The organism is Streptomyces sp. NPDC021096 (assembly GCF_040641275.1).
Lineage (GTDB): Bacteria > Actinomycetota > Actinomycetes > Streptomycetales > Streptomycetaceae > Streptomyces.
This window is the reverse complement of the sequence record NZ_JBFADG010000041.1, coordinates 1-21,112: the sequence shown is the minus strand read 5'-3', so window position 1 is coordinate 21,112 and position 21,112 is coordinate 1. Positions and strand designations below refer to the sequence as shown.

The window sequence follows — 21,112 nt, the reverse complement described above, 5'->3', positions numbered from 1 at the left end:
CCCGCCGACACTGAGCCCATGGCGTGCGGGAATACGAGCAGGGCAATCGCGGTCCGCGTCCGCTTCGGCGCAGTGACCGGACGACAGCCGTCCCGAGTACCGGATGTCCACATCGAATCCTCCGCTGTCCGCCGGTCTTCAGATGGGTTGAGTTGATATGGACAAGGAACAGAAGCTCCGGGACTACCTCAAGCGGGCGAGCGCCGACCTCCGGCGTTCCCGGCAGCGGGTGAGCGAGCTCGAGACGGCCGCCAGTGAGCCGATCGCGATCGTGGGCATGAGCTGCCGCTTCCCGGGAGGGGTGACCAGCCCGGAAGAGCTCTGGACCATGCTGGCCGCCGGCGAGGACGGCATCACCGGCTTCCCCGACGACCGCGGCTGGGAACTGGACACCGACGAGACCTTCTCCGGTGGCTTCCTGCACGACGCGGCCGAGTTCGACGCCGGCTTCTTCGGGATCTCGCCGCGCGAGGCACTGTCCATGGACCCCCAGCAGCGCGTCCTCCTGGAGTCCTCCTGGGAGGCCTTCGAGCGCGCGGGGATCGACCCGGCCGCCGTCCGCGGCACCAAGACCGGTGTGTTCGTCGGGGCCATGCCCCAGGACTACCGCGTGGGCCCGGACGACGACGTCCAGGGCTTCACCCTGACCGGCAACGCCACCAGCATCCTCTCGGGCCGGCTGTCCTACTTCTTCGGCGCCGTGGGCCCCGCGGTGACCGTCGACACCGCCTGTTCGTCCTCCCTCGTGGCGCTTCACCTGGCCGCGCACTCCCTGCGCGCCGGGGAGTGCTCGCTGGCGCTCGCCGCGGGCGTCACGGTGATGTCCAGCCCCACCACCTTCGTGGAGTTCAGCCGCCAGGGCGGCCTGGCCGCCGACGGCCACTGCCGCTCGTTCGCCGACTCCGCCAACGGCACCGGCTGGTCCGAGGGCGTGGGCGTCCTCGTGCTGGAAAGACTGTCGGAGGCCCGCCGCAACGGACACCGGATCCTTGCCGTGGTGCGTGGCTCCGCGGTCAACCAGGACGGCGCGTCCAACGGCCTGACCGCTCCCAACGGTCCCTCGCAGCAGCGGGTGATCGAGCAGGCGCTGGTCAACGCCCGCCTCTCGGCCGACGAGATCGACGTCGTGGAAGCCCACGGCACCGGAACGACCCTGGGCGACCCGGTCGAGGCACAGGCGCTGCTCGCCACCTACGGCCGCAACCGTCCCGAGGACCGCCCCCTGCTCCTGGGGTCGGTCAAATCCAACATCAGCCACACCCAGGCGGCGGCCGGCATGGCCGGCGTCATCAAGATGGTCATGGCGATGCGGCACGGTGTGCTGCCCAAGACCCTGCACGTCGACGAGCCCTCCACGCACGTCGACTGGACCGCGGGAGCCGTGCGCCTGCTCACCGAGCCGGCCCCGTGGCCGCAGCGGCCCGAACCGCGCCGTGCGGGCATCTCCTCCTTCGGGCTCAGCGGCACCAACGCGCACACGATCCTGGAGGAGGCCCCGCCCGCCGAGGCCCCGCAGGCTCCCGGGGACAACGCCGACGCCGAGCCGGCGCCGGCAGCGGAGCCCATCGCCGCCGGGACCATGCCCTGGCTCGTTTCCGGGCGCACCCGTGACGCCCTGCGCGCCCAGGCGGCCCGCCTGCTGGACTTCATGGAGTCCTCTCCCGCGCTCGCCCCCGTCGACCTCGCCTTCTCCCTCGCCACGACCCGCTCCGGCCTCGAGCACCGCGCGGCGGTCACTGTGGCCGACCGTGACGGCGTCCTCGCGGGCCTCGCCGCACTCGCCGCCGGCGACCCGGCCCCGGCCCTCGTGCAGGGCACCACACAGGGCAGGTCCAAGCTGGCCTTCCTGTTCGCGGGCCAGGGCTCCCAGCGCCTGGGCATGGGCTGTGAACTGTACGACCGCTTCCCGGCGTTCGCCCATGCTCTCGACGAGGTACTGGCCCACCTGGACACCGGCCTCGACCGGCCCCTGAAGGACGTGCTGTTCGCCGCGGAGGGCTCGCCCGAAGCGGCGCTGCTGAACGAGACCGGCTACGCACAGGCCGCCCTGTTCGCCGTCGAGGTCGCGCTCTACCGGCTCGTCGAGTCGTGGGGCGTCAAGCCCGACTTCCTCACCGGGCACTCGATCGGTGAGATCGCCGCAGCCCACGTGGCCGGGGTGTTCTCCCTGGCCGACGCCGCCGCCCTGGTCGTCGCCCGCGGCCGTCTGATGCAGGCACTGCCCGCCGGCGGGGCGATGGTCTCCCTCCAGGCGACCGAGGCGGAAATCCAGCCCTTGCTGGAGCCCCGCGCGGACCGCGTCTCCATCGCGGCCGTCAACGGTCCGGACGCCGTCGTCATCGCCGGTGACGCCGACGAATGCGCCGCCATCGAGGAGCACTTCACGGAGCGGGGCCGCAAGACCAAGCGGCTGCGCGTCTCCCACGCCTTCCACTCCCCGCTCATGGAACCCATGCTCGAGGAGTTCCGGGCCGTAGTGGCGGCCCTTGCGCCGCAGGCGCCCGTGATCCCGGTCGTGTCGACGCTGACCGGCACCCTCGCCACGGTCGAGCAGCTGACCTCCGCCGGCTACTGGGTGGACCACGCCCGCCAGGCCGTCCGGTTCGCGGACGCCATCGCCTGGCTGACCGGCCACGGCACCGGCACCTTCCTCGAACTCGGCCCCGACGGCGTCCTGTCCGCCATGGCCCGCGCCTGCCTGGACGACACCGACGGCACCGCGCACGAGAGCGCCGCGGCACTGCCGCTGCTGCGGCCGGGCCGCCCGGAGACCGACACCGCCACGGCAGCCGCGGCCGGCCTGCACGTACGCGGAGTCCCCGTCCAGTGGGAGCAGTACTTCTCCGGCACCGCAGCACAGCGCGTGGACCTGCCGACGTACGCCTTCCAGCGGCGCCGCTTCTGGCCCAAGGGCGTCCTCACGCAGGCCGGTGACGTCCGCGCCGCCGGCATGGGCGCCGCACATCACCCGCTGCTCGCAGCGGCCGTGTCACTGGCCAACTCCGACGGTCTGCTGCTGACCGGCCGGCTCTCGGTGCAGACCCATCCCTGGCTCGCCGAGCACGCCGTGCGCGGCGCGGTGCTGCTGCCGGCCACCGCCTTCCTGGAGCTGGCCATTCGCGCCGGCGACGAGGTCGGCTGCGACCGGGTGGAGGAACTCACCCTGGCCGCACCGCTGATCCTGCCCGAGCAGGGCGGCGTCCAGGTACAGGTGTGGGTCGGCAGCCCGGACGAGTCCGGCCGCCGCACCCTGAGCCTGCACTCCCGCCCGGACGGCGCCGAGGAGCAGCCCTGGACCCAGCACGCCGCGGGCATCCTGGCCTCCGGCGAGCAGCGCGCCGACTTCGACGCCACCGCATGGCCCCCGGCGGACGCAGAGCCGCTCGAGCTCGACGGCTTCTACGACCGGGTCGCCGAGACGGGCTTCGCCTACGGGCCCATGTTCCAGGGCCTGCGCGCCGCCTGGCGCCGGGGAGACGACGTCTTCGCCGAGGTCGCCCTGCCCGAGACCGCCGGCTCCGACGCCGGTGCCTTCGGCATCCACCCCGCCCTGCTGGACGCGACCCTGCACGCGTCGGCCTTCGTGGACCTCGGTGAGCACGTACGCGGCGGCCTGCCCTTCTCGTGGCAGGACGTCACCCTGCACGCGAGCGGCGCGGCCACGGTACGCGTGAAGCTCTCCCCGGCCGGTGACGACGCCGTGTCCGTCGCCGTCACCGACACCACCGGCGGCCTCGTCGCCTCGGTGGGCTCGCTCGTCCTGCGGGCACAGCCCGACCAGCACACGGGCGCCGCGGCTCCGCTGGTGCGTGACGCCATGTTCGAGCTGCGCTGGACCCGCCTGCGCGGTCATACGGCCATGCCCGGCTCGATCGGCGTGCTCGGGACCGACCCCTTCGGCCTCCTCGACACGCTGGCCCAGGACGGCCTGCCCGTGCGCTCCTTCGAGCTCACCGAGGACGGCGAACCGGCCGTCCCGGCCGTCGTGCTCGCCCCCCTCACCGGCGACAGCGCCACAGGAGTCGTCGCCTCGGCCCATGACCTCACCTCCCGGGTCCTGCAGCAGCTGCAGACCTGGCTGACCGACGAGCGCTACGCCGACTCCCGGCTGGTCTTCGTCACCCGCGGCGCCGTCGCCGCCGACGGCGAGAGCGTGCCGGACCCGGCCGCCGCGGCCGTCTGGGGCCTGGTGCGCTCCGCCCAGACGGAACACCCCGGCCGCTTCGGCCTGCTCGACCTCGAACCCGGCGAGTCCCTGCCCGCCCTGCCCCCGCACGCCCTGGGCGTCACCGAACCGCAGGCCGTCGTCCGTGACGGCGCCGTACTCGGCGCACGGCTGGCGCGCGCCCGCGTGACCCCCGCCCCCGACGCCGCGGCGTGGAACGCCGACGGCACGGTGCTGATCACCGGTGGCACCGGCGGCCTCGGCAGCGTCCTCGCCCGGCACCTGGTCACCGAGCGCGGCGTACGGCACCTGCTGCTCGTCAGCCGCCGCGGCGGCGCGGCCGAGGGCGCGGCGGAGCTGGTCGCCGAACTGAGCGGCCACGGCGCACAGGTTCGCGTCGAGGCCTGCGACCTCGCCGACCGCGACGCCGTCGGGCACCTGCTCGCCACGGTCCCGGCCGACCACCCCCTGACGGCGGTCGTGCACAGCGCCGGCACCCTCGACGACGGCCTCATCGAGTCGCTCACCCCCGAACGGATCGACGCGGTCCTGCGCCCCAAGGCCGACGCCGTGTGGAACCTCCACGAGGCCACCCGGGAGCTGGACCTGGCGGCGTTCGTCGTCTTCTCCTCCCTCTCCGGCACCATCGGTGCCCCGGGCCAGGGCAACTACGCCGCCGCCAACGCCTTCGTCGACGCCCTCGCCCAGCTGCGGCACGGCGCCGGGCTGCCGGCACTGTCCCTCGGCTGGGGCCCGTGGGCCCCCTCCGGCGGAATGACCGGCGGCCTCTCCGGAGCCGAACTGGAGCGCCTGGCCCGGATGGGCACACCCGCGCTCTCCGAAGAGCAGGGCGTGGCGCTGTTCGACGCCGCCGTCGCCACCCGGGCGGCCGTGCTGCTGCCCGTCCGGCTGGACCTGCCGGTCCTGCGGGCCCAGGGCGACGTGCCGCCTCTGCTGCGCGGCCTCATCCGCACCCCCGCCCGACGCTCGGCGCTCTCGGGTTCCGAAGCGGCGGTCGGCCTGGTCCAGCGCCTGTCCCGGCTGGAGGAGGCGGACCGCACCGACGTGGTGCTCGAGCTGGTGCGTACCCAGGTCGCCGCCGTGCTCGGCCACACCACTCCCGCGGACGTCGATCCGACCCGGCCGTTCCAGGAGCTGGGCTTCGACTCCCTGACCGCCGTGGAACTGCGCAACCGGCTGAGCACCGCGACCGGCCTGCGCACCGCCGCCACCGTGATCTTCGACTATCCGACGGTCACCGCACTGGCCGGCCATGTCCTCGGCGAGCTGATGGGCTCGGAAGCCGCCGTCGCGGTCACCGCTCCCCGCGCCGCGACCGACCGGGACCCCATCGTGATCGTCGGCATGAGCTGCCGCTACCCGGGCGGCGTCGCCTCGCCCGAGGACCTGTGGCGGCTCGTCAGCGAGGGCACCGACGCCATCTCGGGCTTCCCCGTCGACCGCGGCTGGGACCTGGACGCGCTCTACGACCCGGACCCCGACCACCTCGGCACCACCTACACCCGCTTCGGCGGCTTCCTGCACGACGCCGCACAGTTCGACCCGGCGTTCTTCGGCATGAGCCCCCGCGAGGCCCTGGCCACCGACTCCCAGCAGCGCTTGCTGCTGGAAGCCTCCTGGGAGGCCGTCGAGCGCGCCGGCATCGACCCGGTGTCCCTGCGGGGCAGCCAGACGGGCGTCTTCGCCGGCGTCATGTACAACGACTACGCCGCCACGCTCACCGGCGGGCAGTTCGAGGGCTACCAGGGCAGCGGCACCTCACCGAGCATCGCCTCCGGCCGGGTGTCCTACGCCCTCGGTCTGGAGGGTCCCGCCGTCACCGTCGACACCGCGTGCTCGTCGTCGCTGGTCGCGATGCACTGGGCCATGCAGGCCCTGCGCTCCGGCGAGTGCTCGCTGGCCCTGGCCGGCGGCGTCACGGTGATGTCGACCCCCACCTCCCTCATCGAGTTCTCCCGGCAGCGCGGCCTCTCCCCGGACGGCCGGTGCAAGGCGTTCTCGGACAGTGCCGACGGCGTCGGCTGGTCCGAGGGTGTCGGCGTGCTCGTCCTCGAACGGCTCTCCGACGCGCGGCGCAACGGCCACCGCGTCCTCGCCGTGGTCCGCGGCTCCGCCGTCAACCAGGACGGCGCCTCGAACGGGCTCACCGCCCCCAACGGCCCCTCGCAGCAGCGCGTCATCCGCCAGGCCCTGGCCGGCGCCGGCCTGTCCGTCGCCGACGTCGACGCCGTGGAGGCCCACGGCACCGGCACCACCCTGGGCGACCCCATCGAGGCCCAGGCGCTGCTCGCGACCTACGGTCAGGAACGCGACCCCGAGCGTCCCCTGCTGCTCGGGTCGATCAAGTCCAACATCGGCCACACCCAGGCCGCCGCCGGTGTCGCCGGCGTCATCAAGATGGTCCTGGCCATGCGCCACGGCGTCCTCCCGCGCACCCTCCACGCCGGCACGCCGTCCTCGCACGTGGACTGGACCGCGGGAGCGGTGGAACTGCTCACCGAGGAGACGTCCTGGCCCGAAGCGGGCCGGCCCCGCAGGGCCGGTGTGTCCTCCTTCGGCATCAGCGGCACCAACGCCCACGTGATCATCGAGCAGGCCCCCGGCACACCGCCCGAGCCCGAACGCGACGACCGCCCCGCAGCGGCCGTCGTACCGTGGACGATCTCCGGCAAGAGCCGCGCCGCCCTGCGCGAACAGGCCGCCCGCCTGCGGTCCTTCGTCGACGCCCACCCCGCACTTGAACCCGCCGACGTCGGCCTGTCGCTCGCCACCTCCCGCTCCGCCTTCGAGCAGCGCGCGGTCGTCATCGGTGACCGGGACGCACTCCTGCGGTCCCTGACCGCCCTGGCCACCGACCGCCCCGACCCCGCCCTGACCGAGGGCGAGACCGGCGGCGCCGGAAAGCTGACCCTGCTGTTCGCCGGGCAGGGCAGCCAGCGGCCCGGCATGGGCCGCGAGCTCTCCGCACGCTTCCCCGCGTTCGCCGAAGCCCTCGACGCGGTGGCCGCCGAGCTCGACCCCCTCCTGGACCGCCCCCTGAAGGACGTCCTCTTCGCCGCCCCCCACAGCCCCGAGGCGGAGCTGCTGGGCGAGACCGGCTGGACCCAGCCGGCGCTGTTCGCCGTCGAGGTCGCCCTCTACCGCCTGCTGCGGTCCTGGGGCGTACGCCCTGACCACCTCCTCGGCCACTCCATCGGTGAGATCGCCGCCGCCCACGCCGCCGGCGTGATGTCCCTGCCCGACGCCGCCAAGCTGGTGGCTGCCCGGGCACGACTGATGCAGGCCCTGCCGGCCGGCGGGGCGATGATCTCCCTGCAGGCCACCGAGGACGAGGTCGCCGAGCTGCTCGCCGGGCGCGAGGACGAGGTCTCGCTCGCCGCTGTCAACGGCCCCACCGCCGTCGTCATCGCCGGAGACGAGCAGGCGACCGCCGACATCGCCGCCCACTTCCAGGCCCAGGGACGCAAAACCAAGCGGCTGCGGGTGAGCCATGCCTTCCACTCGCCGCGCATGGAACCCATGCTGGAGGACTTCCGCCGCGTCGCCGAAGGCATCGCCTTCACGGCACCAGCCATCCCGGTCGTGTCCAACCTGACCGGAAAGATCGCCACCGCGGAAGAGCTGTGCTCGCCCGACTACTGGGTCGAACACGTGCGGCGCACCGTCCGGTTCGCCGACGGCGTGCGCACCGCGCAGGCCGCCGGTGCCGCCACCTTCCTCGAACTCGGCCCCGACGGCGTCCTGTCCGCCCTCGCCCAGGACACCCTCGGCGACGACACCGACGCCGACCTTGTCCCGGTGCTGCGCACCGACCGCCCGGAGGACCAGGCGATCGTCGCGGCGCTCGGCCGCCTCCACGTACGCGGCATCACCGTCGACTGGCCGGCGTTCTTCGCCGGCACCGGTGCCCGCCCCGTCGAGCTGCCCACCTACGCCTTCCAGCACGAGCGCTACTGGCCCGAGCTCGAGGCCGCCCCCGGCGCCCAGCAGACCGCCGACCCGGCGGACGCCGAGCTGTGGGGCGCGGTCGAACGCGGCGACGCGGGCGAGCTCGCCACGCTCCTCGGGCTGCGCGACGAACAGCACGCCTCGCTCTACGCCCTGCTCCCGGCCCTGTCGTCCTGGCGGCAGCACCGCCACGAGAAGTCCCTCCTGGACACGGCGCGCTACCGGGTGGAGTGGAAGCCCGTCCGCGCGAGCGCGGCGCCGGTGCTGGACGGCACCTGGCTGGCCGTCACCACCGAGGACATCGACGCCGACGAGATCCTGGACGCCCTGCGCGGACACGGAGCCCAGTTCGAGCGACTCGTCCTGGACGCGTCCTGCCGGGACCGCGCCGAGCTCACCACGCGCCTGGAAGCCGTCGGGAACGTCTCCGGCGTCCTGTCCCTGCTGCCGCTGGCCGACCGGCCGGGCCCGCTCGGCACCGAGCTGCCGACCGGCCTCGCCCTCAGCGTCGTCCTCACCCAGGCACTGGCCGACACCGGTCTGTCCGCCCCCGTGTGGATGCTCACGCGCGGAGCCGTCTCCACCGGCCCCGCCGATCCGCTCACCCACCCCGTCCAGGCCGCCGCATGGGGCCTGGGCCGGATCGCCGCGCTGGAACACCCCCAGCCGTGGAGCGGACTGATCGACCTGCCGCCCGTCCTGGACGCGCCGGCCACCCAGCAACTGGTCAGCGCCCTCGCCGCACAGTCCGGTGAAGACCAGATCGCCGTCCGTGCCACCGGCACGCTCGGCCGGCGGCTCGTGCGCCACACCGTCCACGAACTGCCCCAGGCCGAGGACTTCACCGCCGACGGCACCGTGCTCGTCACCGGCGGCACCGGCGGCCTCGGAGCCGAGGTCGCCCGCTGGCTCGCCCGCAGCGGAGCCCGGCACCTCGTCCTGACCAGCCGCCGTGGCCCCGACGCGCCCGGCGCCGCGGAGCTGCGCGCGGAGCTGGAGGACCTGGGCGCCCGCGTCACCCTCGCCGCCTGCGACGCCGCCGACCGCGACCAGCTGGCCGCCGTCCTGGCCGCCATCCCCGCGGACCTGCCGCTGACCGGTGTCATCCACGCCGCCGGCGTCGGCCAGGCCGCACCGCTGGCCGAGACCTCACTGGCCGACGTCACCGACATGATGGCCGCCAAGATGCTCGGCGCCGCCCACCTGGACGACCTCCTCGGCGAGCACCGGCTCGACTTCTTCGTCCTGTTCTCCTCGATCGCCGGCGTATGGGGCAGCGCGGGCCAGAGCGCCTACGGCGCGGCCAACGCCTACCTCGACGCCCTCGCCGAGCACCGCTCCGCACGCGGCCTGACGGCGACCTCCGTGGCATGGGGCCCCTGGGCCGAGGCCGGAATGGCCACGCACGAAGCCATGGCGGACAACCTGCTGCGCCGCGGCCTGCGGTTCCTCGCACCGCGCAACGCCATCACCGAGCTGCGCCGCGCGGTCGTCCAGCACGATGTGACGGTGACCGTCGCCGACGTCGACTGGGAGCGCTACCACCCCGTCTTCACCTCCTCGCGGCCCAGCGTCCTCTTCGACGAACTGGCCGACGTACGCGCGCTCGAACAGCCCGACCAGCAGGGCGACCGCGCCGCCTCGGAATTCGCCGGACGCCTCCACGGCCTGAGCGAGAGCGACCAGCACCGGCTGCTGGTCGACCTGGTGCGCGCCGAGGCGGCCGTCGTCCTCGGCCACACCTCCGTCGAGGGCGTGAGCGAGCGGCGCGCCTTCCGCGAGGCGGGCTTCGACTCGCTCACCGCGGTCGAGCTGCGCAAGAGGCTCGCCACGGCGACCGGACTGGCCCTGCCCAGCACGATGGCCTTCGACTACCCGACCCCCATCGCACTGGCGAAGTTCCTGCGCACACAGATCCTCGGCGCGGGCGCCGCCCCCGCGGCCCCGGCGGCCGTACCGGCGGGCGGCTTCGACGAGCCGATCGCCATCGTGGGCATGAGCTGCCGCTTCCCCGGCGGCGTCCGCTCACCCCAGCAGTTCTGGGAGCTGGTGTCCGAAGGCGTGGACGCCATCAGCGACTTCCCCGTCAACCGCGGCTGGGACGGCACGGACCTGTACGACCCGGATCCCGAACAGCCCGGCAAGACGTACTCCACCCAGGGCGGCTTCCTGCACGACGCGGGCGAGTTCGACGCCGGCTTCTTCGGCATCTCGCCGCGTGAAGCGCTGACGATGGACCCCCAGCAGCGCCTGCTGCTGGAAACCACCTGGGAGGCCTTCGAACAGGCCGGCATCGACCCCGTCTCCGTCCACGGCAGCCCGACCGGCACGTTCATCGGCTCGACCTACCAGGAGTACGGGCTCGGCCTCGACGACAGCTCCGCCGGCCACGCGGTCACCGGCACCAGCCCCAGCGTCCTGTCCGGGCGCCTGGCCTACCTGTTCGGGCTGGAAGGCCCCGCGGTCACCGTGGACACGGCCTGCTCCTCGTCCCTGGTGGCGCTGCATCTGGCGTGCCAGTCGCTGCGCAACGGCGAGAGCTCCCTCGCCCTGGCCGGCGGCGCGACCGTCATGACCAACCCCAACCCGTTCATCGTCTTCAGCCGGCAGAGGGCACTCGCGCAGGACGGCCGTTGCAAGGCCTTCTCCGAGGCCGCCGACGGCATGACCCTCGCCGAGGGCGTGGGCATCCTCGTCCTGGAACGCCTCTCCGACGCCCGCCGCAACGGCCACGAGATCCTCGCCGTGGTCCGCGGCTCCGCCATCAACCAGGACGGTGCCTCGAACGGGCTCACCGCGCCCAACGGCCCCTCGCAGCAGCGCGTCATCCGGCAGGCCCTGACCAACTCGGGCCTCACCACGGCGGACATCGACGTCGTGGAGGCGCACGGCACCGGCACCGCGCTCGGCGACCCCATCGAGGCCCAGGCCCTCCAGGCCACCTACGGCCAGGACCGCGACCCGCAGCGCCCGCTGCTGCTGGGCTCGGTCAAGTCCAACATCGGTCACACCCAGTCGGCGGCGGGCGTCGCCGGTGTGATCAAGATGGTCATGGCGATGCGGCACGGCACCCTGCCGCGCACCCTGCACGCCGATGAGCCGTCCTCCCACATCGACTGGACGCCCGGCACGGTGTCCCTGCTGACCGAGCACCTCGACTGGCGGGAAGGGGAGCGGCCGCGCCGCTGCGCGGTCTCCTCCTTCGGCATCAGCGGCACCAACGCCCACGCGGTCCTCGAAGAGGCACCGCGCGAGCAGGAACAGCAGGCCCCCGCCACGGAGGCGGCTCCGGCCGGCGCCCTCCCGTGGGTGCTGTCCGCGCGCACGCCCGGCGCCCTGCGCGCCCAGGCCGCCCGCCTCGCCGCCCATCTCGAGGCCGCCCCACAGACGCGGCCGGCCGATGTCGGCCACGCCCTGGTCACCTCCCGTACCGTCTTCGACCACCGCGCGGTGGTCGTCGGCACCGGCACCGACGAGCTCCTGGGCGAGCTGCGGTCCCTGGCCGCCGGCGAGTCGTCGGCCGCCGCCGTCCACGGCACGGTCGATGTCGACGGCAAGGTCGTCTTCGTCTTCCCCGGCCAGGGCTCGCAGTGGCTGGGAATGGGCGCACGCCTGCTGGAGGAGTCCCCGGTCTTCGCCGAGCGCCTGCACGAGTGCGCGGCCGCGCTGTCGGCGTTCGTCGACTGGTCGCTCGTCGACGTGCTCCGCCAGGCCGAGGGCGCCCCCTCCCTGGACCGTGTCGACGTCGTCCAGCCCGCCTCGTTCGCCGTCATGGTCTCCCTGGCCGCGCTCTGGCGCTCCTACGGGGTTTCCCCGGACGCCGTGGTCGGCCACTCCCAGGGCGAGATCGCCGCGGCCGCCGTCGCCGGAGCGCTGTCGCTGGAGGACGCGGCGCGCGTCGTGGCCCTGCGCAGCCAGGCCATCGCCCGCGTGCTGGCCGGATCCGGCGGCATGGTGTCGGTGCCGCTGCCGGCCGCCGAGGTCGAGGAGCGCCTGCGCGCCTTCGACGGCGACATCTCCATCGCCGCCGTCAACGGACCGGGAGCGGTCGTCGTCTCCGGCGCACCGGAGCCGCTCGAGAGCCTGATGGCCGCCCTGACCGCCGAGGACATCCGCCCCCGGCGGATCGCGGTGGACTACGCCTCGCACTCCGCCCAGGTCGAGCTGCTGCGTGACGAACTGCTGACGACCCTCGCCCCGGTGCGGCCGCAGTCCGCCCAGGTGCCGTTCTTCTCGACGGTGACGGGCGACTGGCTCGACACCACCGCCCTCGACGCCCGGTACTGGTACCGCAACCTGCGCCAGACCGTGCGCTTCGAGCCGGCGATCCGGGAACTGCTCGGCCAGGAACACCGGGTGTTCATCGAGGTCAGCTCCCACCCGGTGCTGACCATGGGTGTCCAGGCCACCGTGGAGGACGCCGGCGGCCGGGCGGCCGTGCTCGGGACGCTCCGGCGCGACCAGGGCGGCACCGACCGGTTCCTGACCTCCCTCGCCGAAGCCTTCGTCCGGGGCGTGCGCACGGACTGGGCCCGGATCTTCGCCGACAGCGGCACCCGACGGGTCGACCTGCCCACCTACGCCTTCCAGCGCGAACACCTGTGGGCCATCCCCGCCAAGCCGCGCTCCCAGGCCGAAGCGGACCCGGCGGACAGCGAGTTCTGGGCCGCCGTCGAGCAGGAGGACGTCGAGTCCCTGGCCTCCAGCCTGCGCGTCGACGGAACCTCCCTCGCACCCGTCCTTCCCGCACTCTCCGACTGGCGCCGTCGCCGCCGCGACCGCTCCACCGTGGACTCCTGGCGCTACCGCGCCACATGGAAGCCGCTCAGCGGCCTGCCCACCGCGGCGCTGACCGGCACCTGGCTGGTCGTCACCGCCGACGGCATCGCCGATGCTGACGTCGAAGCCGCACTGACCGCGCACGGGGCGGACGTCCACCGCCTGCTGCTCGACGACTCCTGCCTCGACCGGGCCACCCTGACCGCACGACTGGCCGAGCTCGGCGACGCGCCGGACACCGCCGCGTTCACGGGAGTGGTCTCGCTGCTCGCGGACGACGAGGCACCAGGCGAGCTGTACCCCCAGCTGTCCCGGGGGCTGGCCCTGACCGTCACCCTCGTCCAGGCCCTCGGGGACGCCGGCATCGACGCGCCCCTGTGGTGCCTGACGCGCGGCGCGGTCTCCACGGGCCGCTCGGACCGGCTGACCCGGCCCGTCCAGGCCCAGATCCACGGCCTGGGCTGGACGGCGGCGCTGGAGCACCCGCAGCGCTGGGGCGGTCTGGTCGACCTGCCCGAGCAGCTCGACCGGCGCGCCGGCGAACGACTGGCGGCCGTCCTCGCCGGCCGCACCGGCGAGGACCAACTGGCCATCCGCCCCTCGGGCGTCCTCGCCCGGCGCGTCGTGCGCGCCACCTCCGCCGACTCCGCCCCGGCACGCGCCTGGTCGCCGCGGGGCACCACCCTGGTCACCGGCGGCACCGGCACGCTGGCGCCCCACCTGGCACGCTGGCTCGTCGAGCAGGGCGCCGGGCACATCGTCCTGACCAGCCGCCGGGGCATGGACGCCCCCGGCGCCGCCGAACTCGTCGAGCAGCTCACCGAGCAGGGCTGCGAAGCCACCGTCGTCGCCTGCGACCTGACCGACCGGGACGCGGTCGCGGGCCTCCTCGACCGGCTCAAGGCCGACGGGCACACCGTCCGCACCGTCGTCCACACCGCCGCCGTCATCGAACTGGCGCCGCTCGCCGAGACCGGCCTCGACGCCTTCGCCAAGGTCGTCGACGCCAAGGTCCAAGGCGCCCGCCACCTCGACGAACTCCTCGACGACGACGAGCTCGACGCCTTCGTCCTGTACTCCTCCACCGCCGGCATGTGGGGCAGCGGAGCGCACGCCGCCTACGTCGCCGCCAACGCCTACCTCAACGCGCTCGCGGAGCACCGCCGCGCCCGCGGCGCCTGCGCGACGTCCATCTCGTGGGGCATCTGGGCCGACGACATCAAGCTCGGCCGGGTCGACCCGTCGCAGATCCGCCGCAGCGGCCTGGTGTTCATGGACCCGCAGCTGGCCCTGGCCGGACTGCGACAGGCCCTTGACCACGACGAGACCGTCCTGTCGATCGCCGACATCGACTGGGAGCGCTACTACCCGGTCTTCACCTCCGGGCGGCCCACCCCGCTGTTCGAGGACGTCCCCGACGTCCAGCGGCTGGAGGAGGAGACCGCCGCCCCCGCCACGGACAGCGAGTTCGTCTCCCGGCTCCTCGCCCTGCCCCCCGTCGAGCAGGACCGGGCCCTGCTCGACCTGGTCCGCGCGGAGGCCTCGACTGTCCTCGGCCACGCCTCGCCCGACGTCCTCTCCGAACAGCGGGCCTTCCGCGACGTCGGCTTCGACTCCCTCACCGCCGTGGACCTGCGCAACCGGCTGTCCACGGTGACGGGGCTGACCCTGCCGAGCACCATGGTGTTCGACTACCCCAACCCCCTCGCGCTCGTGGAGTACCTGCGCGGCCAGATCGCCGGAGCGCGCGCCGAGACCGCGGCGCCGGTCAGCACGTCCGCCGCCAGCGACGAGCCCATCGCCATCATCGGCATGAGCTGCCGCTACCCGGGCGGCATCAGCTCCCCCGAGCAGCTGTGGGACCTCGTCGCCGCGGGCGGCGACGCCATCACCGAGTTCCCCCTCGACCGGGGCTGGGACACCGACGGACTGTACGACCCGGACCCCGACCGGCCCGGCAAGACGTACTCCACCCGCGGCGGATTCCTCCACGACGTGGCGGACTTCGACGCCGGATTCTTCGGCATCTCGCCCCGCGAGGCCCTCGCGATGGACCCGCAGCAGCGCCTGCTGCTCGAAACCGCCTGGGAGGCCCTGGAGCGGGCCGGCATCGACCCCGCCTCCCTCCGCGGCAGCCTGACCGGCACCTTCATCGGAGCCAGCTACCAGGACTACACCTCCGGAGGCGCGGGCCCCGAAGGCGCCGAGGGACACCTGATCACCGGCACCATCTCCAGCGTCCTGTCCGGCCGCCTTTCCTACACCTTCGGTCTCGAAGGGCCGGCGGTCACCCTCGACACCGCCTGCTCGTCGTCGCTGGTCGCCCTGCACCTGGCGTGCCAGTCGCTGCGCAACGGCGAGAGCTCCCTGGCCCTGGCCGGCGGCGTGAGCATCATGGCCACGCCCAACGCCTTCGTCGGCTTCAGCCGCCAGCGCGCCATGGCGGCCGACGGCCGCTGCAAGGCCTACTCCGAGGCCGCCGACGGCATGAGCCTGGCCGAAGGTGTCGGCCTGGTGCTCGTCGAGCGGCTCTCCGACGCCCTGCGCAACGGCCACCAGGTCCTCGCGGTCGTCCGCGGCAGTGCCGTCAACCAGGACGGCGCCTCCAACGGCCTGACCGCCCCCAACGGCCCCTCGCAGCAGCGCGTCATCCGTCAGGCTCTCGCCAACGCCGGCGTGAGCGCGGCCGACGTCGACGTCGTGGACGGCCACGGCACCGGTACCAAGCTCGGCGACCCCATCGAGGCCCAGGCCCTCCTGGCCACCTACGGCCAGGACCGCGAGCGGCCCCTGCTCCTGGGCTCGGTCAAGTCCAACATCGGCCACACCCAGATGGCGTCCGGCGTGGCCAGCGTCATCAAGATGGTCATGGCCATGCGCCACGCCACCGTCCCCCGGACCCTGCACATCGACGAACCCTCGTCCCACGTCGACTGGGCCTCAGGCGCCATCCGCCTGCTGACCGAGCAGAGCGAATGGCCGCAGACCGGCCGCCCGCGCCGCGCCGGCGTCTCCTCCTTCGGACTCAGCGGCACCAACGTCCACACCGTCCTCGAACAGGCCCCCGAAGCGCCCGCCGAGGAAGCGGAAGCACAAGCTCCCGCCGAGCCCGGCACCGTACCCTTGGTGCTCTCCGCACGCACCGAGACGGCGCTGCGGGCGCAGGCGGAGCGACTGCTGTCGCTCGTCGAAGTCCGGCCCGCACTGCCCCTGACCGACCTGGCCCGCTCGCTGGCCACCACCCGGGCGAGCCTGGACCACCGCGCGGCCGTGGTCACCGCCGAGCGCGACACGCTCGTACGGGCCCTGGAGGCCCTGCGCGACGGCACGCCCGACAGCCACCTCGTCACCGGCCGCACCGGCCGGGGCAGGCTCGCGTTCCTGTTCACCGGCCAGGGCAGCCAGCGGCCGCAGATGGGCCGGGAGCTCTACGACCGGTTCCCGGTGTACGCCGACGCGCTGGACTCCGTCCTGGCCTGCCTCGACACCGAGCTGGACCGCCCCGTGCGCGACGTGCTGTTCGCCGAGCCGGGCACGCCCGAGGCCGCGCTGCTCGACGGCACCGCCTACACCCAGCCCGCCCTCTTCGCGATCGAAGTGGCACTGTTCCGCCTCGTCGAGTCGTGGGGCCTGCGCCCCGACTACGTCACCGGCCACTCCATCGGCGAGTTCGCCGCCGCGCACGCGGCGGGCGTGCTCTCCCTGGAGGACGCCTGCACGCTGGTCGCCGCACGCGGCCGGCTGATGGCCGCCCTTCCCGCCGGCGGAGCCATGGTCGCGCTGGAGGCGAGCGAGGACGAGGTCCTGCCGCTGCTGACGGGGCAGGAGGACCGCGTCTCCGTAGCAGGCGTCAACGGCCCCACCTCGCTGGTCGTCGCGGGCGACGAGGACGCGGTCGACGCGATCGCCGCCCACTTCGGGGCGGACGGACGCCGGACCCGGCGACTGCGGGTGAGCCATGCCTTCCACTCGCCCCACATGGACGCCATGCTGGAGGACTTCGCCCGCGTCGCCGCAGGCGTGACCTACCACGCTCCGACGGTCGCGCTCGTCTCCACCGTCACCGGCGAGCTCGCCACGACCGAGCAGCTGTGCTCCCCGGAGTACTGGGTCGGACAGGTCCGCGCCACGGTCCGCTTCGCCGACGCCGTGCGCCGGCTCGCCGACCTGGGCATGACCGCCTTCCTCGAACTCGGCCCCGACGGCGTCCTCACCGGCGCCGCCCGGGAGACCCTCGACGAGGCGTCGCAGATCGCCGGAGTCCCGGCACTGCGCCGCGACCGCCCCGAGGCCCCCGCGCTCACGAGCGCCCTCGCACGGCTGTACGTGCACGGCGCGAAGGTGGACTGGAACGGCGTGTTCGCCGACAGCGCCGTACGCCGCGTCGACCTGCCGACCTACCCGTTCCAGCGGCAGCGCTACTGGCCGGAGGCCATCGCGGGCTCCGCGACGGCGGGGCACGCCCCGGCCGACCCGGTGGACGCCGAATTCTGGTCGGCGGTGGAACGTGCCGACCTGTCGTCGCTGGGGTCCTCCCTCGAACTCGACGACGACACCCTGACCGCCGTGGTGCCCGCACTGTCGTCGTGGCGCCGCCGGCGCCGCGCACAGTCCACCGTCGACAGCTGGCGCTACCGGTCCGTCTGGAAGCCCCTGACCGGCGCCCCGACGGCACACCCCACGGGGACGTGGCTGGTCCTCGCCCCCGCAGGCACGGCCGATCAGGACTGGACCGGCTCCGTCGTCGACGCCCTGGGCACCGGGACCGTCCGCGTCGAGGTCGCCGACCACGACCGGGACGCCCTGGCCCACCGACTGCGGGAACTGGCCGCATCCGACACCGGCTTCACCGGCGTCCTGTCCCTGCTCGCCCTGCACGAGGACGCGACGGCCACGCAGCCGGACGCCCCCACCGGCCTGCTGCTCACGGCGGCAGCCGTGCAGGCGCTCGGCGACGCCGGCATCGACGCACCCCTGTGGTGCGTGACCCGCGAAGCCGTCGCCGTCGGCCGCTCCGAGCACCTCACCGCACCGGCGCAGTCGGCCGTATGGGGCCTGGGCCGCGTCGTCGGCCTGGAGCAGCCGCAGCGCTGGGGCGGCCTGGTGGACCTGCCGGGCACGCTCGACGAGACCACGCTCCGCCGCCTGGCGGGCGTCCTCGCCGGTACCGACGGCGAGGACCAGATCGCCGTCCGGCCCTCGGGAACGTTCGTACGCCGCCTGACCCGTCACCCCGTCGGCGAGAGCGCCACGCCGAACGAGTTCGCCCCCACCGGCACCGTGCTGATCACCGGCGGCACCGGCGGACTGGGCGGCCACGTCGCCCGCTGGCTGGCGGGCCGGGGCGCCGAGCACCTGCTGCTCGTCAGCCGCCGGGGCCCGCAGGCACCGGGCGCCGAAGAGCTCCGCACCGAGCTCACCGCACTCGGCACCCAGGTCACCCTGGCCGCCTGCGACACCGCGGACCGCGACGCCCTCGCGGCCGTGCTGGCCGGTGTGCCCGAGGACCTCCCGCTCACCGCGGTCATCCACACCGCCGGCGTGGTCGACGACGGCGTCCTCGACGCCCTGACCCCCGAGAAGTTCTCGGCCGTACTGCGCGCGAAGATCACCTCGACGGTGAACCTGCACGAGCTGACGCGGGACCTCGGCCTGAGCGCCTTCGTCCTGTTCTCCTCGACCGCGGGCACCCTCGGCGCCGCCGGACAGGGCAACTACGCCGCCGCCAACGCCTTCCTCGACGCGTTCGCGGAACACCGGCGGGCCCACGGCCTGCCCGCGACCTCGCTCGCCTGGGGCCCCTGGGCCGAGGCAGGCATGGCCGTCGACGGAGCGGGCGTCGAAAACCGCGTACGCCGTGGCGGCTTCACCCCCATGGCACCGCAACTCGCCCTCTCCGCACTGCAGCACGCCATCGAACACGACGACACGGCCCTCACCGTCGCCGACATCGACTGGGACCGCTTCGCCACGGTCTTCGCCGCGCTCCGGCCCAACCCCCTCGTCGGCGACCTGCCCGAGGTACGCCACGCCCTCACCGCCGTCGGCGGCGGCACGGACGGTACGACTCCGGCGGAGCCGGCGCTGCGGCAGCGGCTGGCGGGCCTGTCCGAGACGGCACGCGCACGGTTCGTCCTGGACCTCCTGCGCGGCCAGGTCGCCGCGGTCCTCGGCCACTCCGACGCCAACACCATCGGCGCCGACCAGGCGTTCAGCGACCTCGGCTTCGACTCGCTGACCACCGTCGAACTGCGCAACGCCCTCACGGCGACGACGGGCCTGCGCCTGCCGGCGACGCTCGTCTACGACTACCCCACCCCGCTCGCCCTGTCCGAATTCCTCCTCACCGAGCTCCTCGGCTCGATGCCCGAACAGGACACCACGGCACCGGCCGCGCGGGCCGTCGACGACGACCCCATCGCGATCGTGGGCATGAGCTGCCGCTTCCCCGGCGGCGTGGAAACCCCCGAGGACCTGTGGCGCCTGCTGTCCCACGGCGAGGACGCGATCTCCGGATTCCCGGCCGACCGCGGCTGGGACCTGGACACCCTTGCCCGAGGCACCTCCGCCACCCTCGAAGGCGGCTTCCTCGAAGGCGTCGGCCGCTTCGACGCCCCCTTCTTCGGCATCTCCCCGCGCGAAGCCATCGCGATGGACCCGCAGCAGCGCCTGCTGCTCGAGACCACCTGGGAGGCCCTGGAACGCGCCGGCATCGACCCCACCGGGCTGCGCGGCAGCCAGACCGGCGTCTACGTCGGCACCAACGGCCAGGACTACACCTCGGTGCTGCGCAGGGGCACCACCGACGTCCAGGGACACGTCGCCACCGGCAATACGGCGAGCATCATGTCCGGACGCCTGTCCTACACGCTGGGCCTCGAGGGCCCGGCCGTGACCGTCGACACCGCCTGCTCCTCCTCCCTGGTCGCCCTGCACATGGCCTCGCGGGCCCTGCGCAGCGGCGAATGCTCCCTCGTGCTCGCCGGCGGCGTCACGGTGATGTCCAGCCCCGACGCCTTCGTCGAGTTCACGGCGCAGGGCGGGCTGGCCCCCGACGGCCGGTGCAAGGCGTTCGCCGACTCGGCGGACGGCACCGCATGGTCCGAGGGCGCCGGCATGCTCGTACTGGAACGGCTCTCCGACGCCCGCCGCAACGGACACCACGTCCTCGGCATCGTGCGCGGCGCGGCCGTCAACCAGGACGGCGCCTCCAACGGCCTGACCGCCCCCAACGGACGCGCACAGCAGCGCGTGATCCGCCAGGCCCTCGCCGACGCCGGCCTGGCCCCCTCGGACGTCGACGCCGTGGAGGCCCACGGCACCGGCACCACCCTCGGCGACCCCATCGAGGCCCACGCCCTGATCGCGGCGTACGGCCGCGACCGGGAACGTCCGCTGCTCCTCGGCGCGGTCAAGTCGAACCTGGGGCACACCCAGGCCGCGGCGGGCGTCGCCGGCGTCATCAAGATGGTCATGGCGATGCGGCACGGCACGCTGCCCAGGACGCTGCACGTCGACGCCCCCTCCTCGCACGTCGACTGGTCGGACGGCGCGGTGTCGCTCGTCCAGGAGCAGCTGGCGTGGCCGGAGACGGGACGCCCGCGCCGGGCAGGCGTGTCCGCCTTCGGCGTCAGCGGTACGAACGCCCACGTCATCGTCGAGCAGGCCCCCTCGCCCACCGAAGCCGGTGAGACGGAGGAGACGGCACCAGACACCGCACCGGACATCGCACCGGACATCGTGCCGGCCGTGGTGCCGTGGCCGGTCTCCGGCAAGACGCCCGAGGCGCTGCGGGCACAGATCGAACGGCTCACGTCGTTCGCCGCGGCGGAGCCGGCCCGTTCCACCGTCGACGTCGGATACTCCCTGGCCACGGGCCGGTCGACGTTCGCCCACCGCGCGGTGCTCCTGGCCGACGGAGAGGGAACGATCGCGGAGGCCGCGCGCGGCGTCGCCGACGCGGTCGCCGGCAAGTCGGCGTTCCTGTTCTCCGGCCAGGGTTCGCAGCGACTGGGGATGGGCCGTGAGCTGTACGGCCGGTTCCCGGTGTTCGCGGAGGCGCTGGACGCGGCGCTCGCCCGGTTCGACGTGGAGCTGGAGCGCCCGCTGCGGGAGGTGCTGTTCGGCGATGACGCCGGTGCGCTGAGCGAGACCGGGTTTACGCAGCCTGCGTTGTTCGCGGTCGAGGTGGCGCTGTTC

The 21,112-nt window shown here is 74.0% G+C and carries 1 protein-coding gene; it reads left to right on the top strand.

Annotation, left to right across the window (positions count from 1 at the left end; genetic code table 11):
* Positions 1-157: 157 nt before the first annotated feature.
* On the top strand, positions 158-21,112 hold a 20,955-nt coding region (locus AB0G59_RS28495; protein ID WP_360917454.1), incomplete at its 3' end, for a type I polyketide synthase.